Raw genomic sequence first — 6,486 nt, 5'->3', positions numbered from 1 at the left:
CGCGACGTTGGACTGTTCGGCCGCGGCGGCGACCGCCTCGGCGGCGTCGGCGGCGTTCAGGCCGGCGTTGGCGGCGGACACGGCCGCCGCGCCGACCTGGTCGGCTGCCTCCTGGGCGGCCCGGCCCGCGTCGGCGGCCCAGAGCGCCTGCTGTCCGGCGATGCGGGCTGCGGTCGCGGCTCTGCGGGCATCCTCCGCTTTGCCCGCGTTGCCGGCCGCGGCGACCGCCGCGTTGTACGCCTTGCCGGCTTCCCGTCCGGCGTTGGCCGCGGCCGCGGACGCGCGGGCGGCGGCGCGGGAGGCGATCCGGGCCGAGTTCATCGCGGCGCTGGCGGCGCCGACCGCGGTCCGGGCCGCGGCGGCGGCACGCTCGGCGGCGTCGGCGGCCCGCCCGGCGGCTTTGGCGGCCTTGGTGGCCGAGTCCTTGGCGGCGGCGGTCTCGGCCGCGGCCTTGGCGGCGGCCGCCTTGGCCAGCCGGGCCGATTCGACGGCCTGGTCGGTGGCGAGTTTCGCGGCCTCGGTCTCCACCCTGGCCATCGCCCCGGCTTCCTCGGCCTGGTCGACGAGTGCGCTGAGGGTGCTCACCTCCTGGTCCCGGGCCCGGGCGACGTCCTGGCCGTAGAGCAGGAACTCGTGCTGCTCGTCGGCGGTGCCGTTCAGGGCGGTCTGGGCGGCGGCCTTCACCTCGGCGCCGCCGCTGTTCAGGATCTGCGCGATGCGGACCCGATTGTCCAGGTTCTGGGCCTGGTTCCAGTCGACGGCGACGAAGGTCATCAGTTCGTCGGCGCCGCCGTTGAGGGCGCGGTCGGCGGCCTCCTGGACCTCGGCGCCGCCGGCGCTCTTCAGCTGGGCGACCCGGACCCGCAGGTCACGCTGGAGCGGGTCCTTGAAGCCGCCGTCGAGGAAGGCCTGCACGGCGGCGGGTGAGGTGTCGAGGGCGGTCTGCGCGGCCACCCGGGTCACCGGGCCGCCGGTCGCCCGGATCTTCTCCAGTTCGACCTCGTTGTCCGACGCCTTCGCCTCGGCGAGGCCGGTGGCCAGGAACTCGGCGAGGTCGGCGTCGGTGCCGGTGAGGGCGATCTCGGCGGCCCGGGCGACGGCCGGCCCGCCGTTGACGAGCAGGTCGACGCAGCGGGCACGGTCCTGCGCGGTGGGTGCGGCCGCCCGGGCCGGGGCGACGAACGCCCCGCCGGCGGCGATGACGGCGGCGGTCAGAGCCGCCGCACGGATGGGTCTGAACATCCACGCCTCAATTCTTAGATGCGAATGTATCGATGTCTTTGACAGTGCTGCGGCCGGGAACGATGTGGCCCGGCCGGCAGAGCGACCGGGCCACATCGGGCCGGTGGATCAGCTGGTGAACGGGTAACGCAGCTCCAGCAGGGTCGCCTCACCGCGGCCCTGGCCGATACCGATGGGCTGCCACTCGCCCGGGTCGACCTGCTCGGTCTCGGTCACCGGGGTCGCGTCCTGGACCTCGACCTTCGCGGCGACGGTTCGCTGCGCCTCGCCCCGGATGAAGTAGACCTCGCCGATCTCCATGGTCAGGACGCCGGACGTACCGCTCGCTTTGAAGCAGTGATTGGTCTTGTCGGGTGAGCCGACCGCGGTGGTCTGCACCAGGATGACGTCGGCTGGCGGCAGGTTGGGGTCGGCGCCGCAGTCAACCAGGACGAGGTTGCCGTCCCCCTTGATCAGCTTGATCCCGCGGTCCGCCTCGATCGCGGCGGCGCCCGGGTAGGAGAAGTCCTCCACCAGCGACGGCGCGTCGTCCGCCGCGGCGTTCTCGGCGAGCGCCATCGCCGACCCGCCCAGCACCACCGTGCCGGCCACACCCGCCGCCAGCGCCATGATCAGTTTCCGCATCGCCCGTTCTCCCCCTGTGTAGTGATTTCGTCGATTGGGCATGCCGGCCTCAGACCGGGTCTTCCGGAAGGTTGATGCTGTTGTAGGAGCCGAAGGTGGTCGATCCCCAGGACTTGACCGGGGCCGCGAAGCCACCGTTCTCGGCAGCGGCCAGGGTGCTCAGCGAGAGACTGCCGTCGGTCGCGCCGAACAGGGCGGCCAGGTCGTCGCGGCCGTCGCCGTTGAAGTCGCCCGAGGTGAGCCGGGTGGTGTCCCAGGAGCCCCACACCGCGCTGGTGCTCTTCCACGAGCTGAACGCGTTGTTGAAGGCGCCGTCGGCCTTGGCGGTCCAGGTGAGCACGGCCAGGTTGCCGTTGGCGTAGTTGTAGAGCCCGGCTACGTCGCCACGGCCGTCGCCGTTGAAGTCGCCGGCCGCGATCCGGAGCCGTTTCGGGTCACCCCAGTACGGCTCGGCCGGCGCGTACCAGGCCCGCTGATCCTCGTTGAAGCCACCGCCGGGCTTGGCGATCCAGGAGTAGATGCCGACGCTGTAGTCGGCGTAGCCGTAGAACGACCCGATGTCGTCGAGCCCGTCCCCGTTGAAGTCACCGGAGAAGACCTTCATCCGGCCGATCTCCCCCCAGTACGGGCTGGGCGCGTTGTACCAGGGCCGGCTGGACGCGCTGAACGTGCCGGTGGGGCTGGACAGCCAGGTGAACAGCCCGATCCCGTAGTCGGCGTAGTTGTAGAACCCGGCGATGTCGTCACGGCCGTCGCCGTTGTAGTCGCCGCTGGTCATCAGCATCCGGCTGTACGAGCCGAAGGTCGAACTGGTCCACGACTGGACGCCCGCCGAGCAGGTGCCGTCCGGCCTGGTGAGGAACGTGGTGAACGACAGGGTGTTGTTCGCCGAGTTGTGCAGCACCGCCTGGTCGACGATGTCGTCACCGTTGAAGTCGCCACGGAAGATCTTGAGGTTGGTGGTGTAGAGCCCGGCCGCGGTGTTGCAGCCACCCTTCGCGCTCATCGCCCCGTTGGCCGCCGTGGTGAAGGTGAACGGGCCGAGCGCCCCGGAGGCGTAGCTGTACACCATCGTGACGTCGTCCCGGTGGTCCTCGGCGAGCCCGCCCGGCGCGTACGTGCGGATCCAGGTGGCCAGGTCGTCGACCCGGGTCTCGACGGCGGTCCGGGCGGTCTCGGTCTGGCCCAGGCAACCGCCCTGCGACGAGGTGTGGTTGAGGGCGACCAGTTCGACCGTGCCGCCGCTCTCGCGCAGTGCGGGCCCGCCCGCGTCGCCCTTGCAGACGCTCGGCTGGGCGCCGGTGACCCCGGTGACGTCGAGCAGTCCCGTGCCGACTCCGGTGACCTGGAACTGGGCGGTGTGCGGGACGCCCGGGACCCAGGTGGTGGCGGTCCGGCCGTAACCGGCGATCCGCAGCACGTCGCCGGCGGCCGGGGCCGTCGTGCCGAGCGCCACCGGCGGGACCGTCGTCGGCTTGTCCAGTTTGACCAGCACCACGTTACGGTCCGGGTGTCTCACCAGCCGGGCCGATTCGCGTACCTGCCCGCCGATGGTGATCGTGGCGTCCGGCGCGTCCGTCCCGAAGCAGGCCGCGGCGGTGATCACCCATTGCGGGTCGATCAGCGCTCCGGTACAGGCCGCCCCAGCACCGGCCTGACCCACCGCGACATGCGCTACGAAACCGTACGTCCCGTCGGCGACCGCCGACCCGTTTCCGACGCCTAAGGCCGGGACGCTCCCGGCCAGCATCGCTGTCATCGTGGCCACCGACAGCCCGGCGGCCATTCCCCGTTTTCTCAACGCTATTCACTTCTCTCAGTAGAGATGCACCAGGTCACATCATCGCCACGACATCGATACATGGCAACGTTTCAATGGACTTGGCACGACTCCGAGAGAGTTATGAGAGTCGATCGATAGTCAGGGCAGGCGGGCGGCGACGGCGCGCAGGAACTCCGCCTCGACGGTGTCGTGCCAGATCACGTCGGCGCCGGAGCCCTTCTTCTGGCCCTCGAAGCGGACGCCCCGGTTCAGATCGGGCGCGATGCCCCACAGCTGACCGGCGACACCGTGCTTGCGGAAGGTCCACTCGCTGTCCGCGGCGGTGCAGTCGTCCAGCCCGGCCGCCGCGACGAGTTCCGGCGGGCAGGCGGTCCGCTCGCCCCGGACCGAGGTGACGATGTTCTCGTCGTAGGTCTTCCGGGCCAGCTCGGGTGTGCCGGCCACCCGGACCGTGAGGTGGATCCATCCACCGCGCCGGCCCGGCTGGAGTTCCTTCGCCTCGGCGAAGTCGACCCGGATCTGGCACTCGGCATCACCGGGGAGGACGACGTCGCCGCCGTCGGAGGCAGGGGTGACCCGCTTCAGCTCGACCAGGGTCGCCGCCGGCAGCACCTCACGGACGACAGGCTCCGGGAGCAGATCGCAGGCGGCCGGCCACTCCGACATCGGCAGCAGTCCGGACTCGTCCGGCGACGCCAGCGTCACAGGCGTCGCGGGCCGCGCCGCACCCAGTGGGATCCGCGGCTTCTCCTCGCTCGCGCAGCCGCCGAGCGCGGCCACAAGCAGCACAGTCAGTACAAAAGCTCCCCGTCGTGACATGACCGGGGAGCATAGGGCCTCGACGGCGACCGCCGGGCGCCCATGCGGGAACCCGGCGGTCTGCGTCACGTCCGGCTCAGCAGCCGGGCAGGCGCTTGATCAGGTAGTCCTCGATCTGGTCGAGGGAGACCCGCTCCTGCTTCATGGTGTCGCGGTCGCGGACCGTCACCGCGTTGTCGGTGAGGGTGTCGAAGTCGACCGTGACGCAGAACGGGGTGCCGATCTCGTCCTGCCGGCGGTACCGGCGGCCGATCGCCTGCGAGTCGTCGAACTCGACGACCCAGCGCTTGCGCAGGTTCGCCGACAGCTCCTTGGCCTTCGGCGACAGCTCCGGGTTGCGCGACAGCGGCAGGACGGCGACCTTGACCGGCGCGAGGCGGGGGTCGAACCGCATGACGGTGCGCTTGTCGACGCCGCCCTTGGTGTTCGGCGCCTCGTCCTCGTCATACGCCTCGAGCAGGAACGCCAGCACCGCGCGGGTCAGGCCGGCGGCGGGCTCGATGACGTACGGCACCCAGCGCTCACCCTTCTCCTGGTCGAAGAAGGAGAGGTCCACACCGGAGTGCTTCGAGTGCGTGGTCAGGTCGAAGTCGGTGCGGTTGGCGACACCCTCGAGCTCGGCGAACTCGGTCCCGCCGAACTGGAAGCGGTACTCGATGTCGACGGTCCGCTTCGAGTAGTGCGAGAGCTTCTCCTTGGGGTGCTCGTAGAACCGCAGGTTGCTCTCCGACAGGCCCAGGTCGCGGTACCAGTTCCAGCGCTCCTGCAGCCAGTACTCGTGCCATTCCTCGTCGGCGCCCGGCGGGACGAAGAACTCCATCTCCATCTGCTCGAACTCACGCGTACGGAAGATGAAGTTGCCCGGGGTGATCTCGTTGCGGAAGCTCTTGCCGACCTGCGCGATGCCGAACGGCGGCTTCTTACGGGCCGCGGTCGCCACGTTGTTGTAGTTGACGAAGATGCCCTGGGCGGTCTCCGGGCGCAGGTAGTGCAGGCCGTCGGCGCTCTCGGTCGGGCCGAGGTAGGTCTTCATCAGGCCGTTGAACATCTTCGGCTCGGTGAAGGTGCCCTTGTTGCCGCAGTTCGGGCAGTTCAGCTCCTGGAGCGAGGCGGGCACCTTGCCGTGCTTGGCCTCGAACGCCTCCTCCAGGTGGTCGGCCCGGAAGCGCTTGTGGCAGGACTGGCACTCGGTCAACGGGTCGACGAACGCGTCGAGGTGACCGGAGGCGGCCCACACGTCACGGGACAGGATGACCGCCGAGTCCAGGCCGACGATGTCGTCGCGCTGCTGGACCATGGTCCGCCACCACTGCCGGCGGACGTTCTCCTTCAGCTCCACGCCGAGCGGACCGTAGTCCCAGGCCGAACGGGTCCCTCCGTAGATCTCGCTGGAGGGGAAGACGAAGCCCCGGCGCTTGGCCAGGCTGACGACGCTGTCGATACGGTCGGCAGGCATGTGCGGTTTCCTCCTACGCCGGCTGGGTGTCGGCGGGGAAATCAAGAGTTACAGGACGAAAAGCGAGATTACTCCCCGAGGTCGCAGACCTCGAACTTGCCCGTCGACCTGTTCTGCACCAGCTCGGCCTCCAGGCGCTGCGAGCCGCCCCCGGAATAGACGAGGTCCACCGGCAGGGTCAGCCGGACACCCCACGACAGATCACCCAGACGGTACGACTGGAACGGCTCCGTCGCCTCCATCCGCGCGGTGAACTCGGACTGCGTCTCGACATCCTGCGCGTCCTGACAGAGCTGCTGATAGGCCCCGTCGAAGTCACGCTCCCGGATGTCGTCGAGGTAGTGGCCGACCACCACGTCGGCCTGCTCGTCGAGCGCGCTGGTGATCGACGTCATCAGCCCGATGCCGGCCACCGCGCCGACCCCGCAGACCAGCACCACGATGCCGGCGACGATGCCCACACTCGTCCCGACACGCTTGCCGCGCCCCTCGACCGGAGGAGCCGGGAAGGGCGGGTGCACGCCCGGGCCCGGCGGCGGAGGGGGCGGAGGAAGACTCATGT

Annotated in this window: 6 protein-coding genes; all 6 read right to left on the bottom strand. The window is 70.2% G+C overall.

Annotated elements, in window-relative coordinates; all coding sequences use genetic code 11:
- On the bottom strand, positions 1–1,242 hold a 1,242-nt coding region (locus AB0E94_RS35030), incomplete at its 3' end, for an ALF repeat-containing protein (RefSeq protein ID WP_360335393.1).
- Between the two features lie 108 nt (positions 1,243–1,350).
- Positions 1,351–1,866, bottom strand: a complete 516-nt coding sequence (locus tag AB0E94_RS35025) for a hypothetical protein (RefSeq protein WP_360335391.1) — start codon at positions 1,864–1,866, stop codon at positions 1,351–1,353.
- Positions 1,867–1,915: 49 nt separating this feature from the next.
- Positions 1,916–3,667 (bottom strand): trypsin-like serine protease, encoded by a 1,752-nt coding sequence (locus AB0E94_RS35020; RefSeq protein ID WP_360335389.1) that lies wholly within the window; start codon positions 3,665–3,667, stop codon positions 1,916–1,918.
- A gap of 120 nt (positions 3,668–3,787) precedes the next feature.
- A complete protein-coding gene (locus AB0E94_RS35015; protein WP_360335387.1) occupies positions 3,788–4,468 on the bottom strand; it encodes a hypothetical protein in 681 nt (226 codons plus the stop codon).
- Positions 4,469–4,544: 76 nt separating this feature from the next.
- The gene (locus AB0E94_RS35010; RefSeq protein ID WP_360335385.1) at positions 4,545–5,924 is read right to left on the bottom strand and encodes a glycine--tRNA ligase; all 1,380 of its coding nucleotides are present in this window, start codon (positions 5,922–5,924) and stop codon (positions 4,545–4,547) included.
- 68 nt (positions 5,925–5,992) lie between these two features.
- On the bottom strand, positions 5,993–6,484 hold the full coding sequence (locus tag AB0E94_RS35005; protein WP_360335383.1) for a hypothetical protein: 492 nt from the start codon (positions 6,482–6,484) through the stop codon (positions 5,993–5,995).
- Positions 6,485–6,486: the final 2 nt, after the last annotated feature.

Source organism: Actinoplanes sp. NPDC026670 (assembly GCF_040638175.1).
Classification (GTDB): Bacteria; Actinomycetota; Actinomycetes; order Mycobacteriales; family Micromonosporaceae; genus Actinoplanes.
This window is presented reverse-complemented; position numbering and strand designations above follow the sequence as displayed.

Bases quoted from the DNA above. Each gene is read 5' to 3' on its own strand.
- AB0E94_RS35025 (WP_360335391.1), bottom strand. From the start codon at position 1,866: ATGCGGAAACTGATCATGGCGCTGGCGGCGGGTGTGGCCGGCACGGTG.
- AB0E94_RS35010 (WP_360335385.1), bottom strand. From the start codon at position 5,924: ATGCCTGCCGACCGTATCGACAGCGTCGTCAGCCTGGCCAAGCGCCGG.
- AB0E94_RS35015 (WP_360335387.1), bottom strand. From the start codon at position 4,468: ATGTCACGACGGGGAGCTTTTGTACTGACTGTGCTGCTTGTGGCCGCG.
- AB0E94_RS35005 (WP_360335383.1), bottom strand. From the start codon at position 6,484: ATGAGTCTTCCTCCGCCCCCTCCGCCGCCGGGCCCGGGCGTGCACCCG.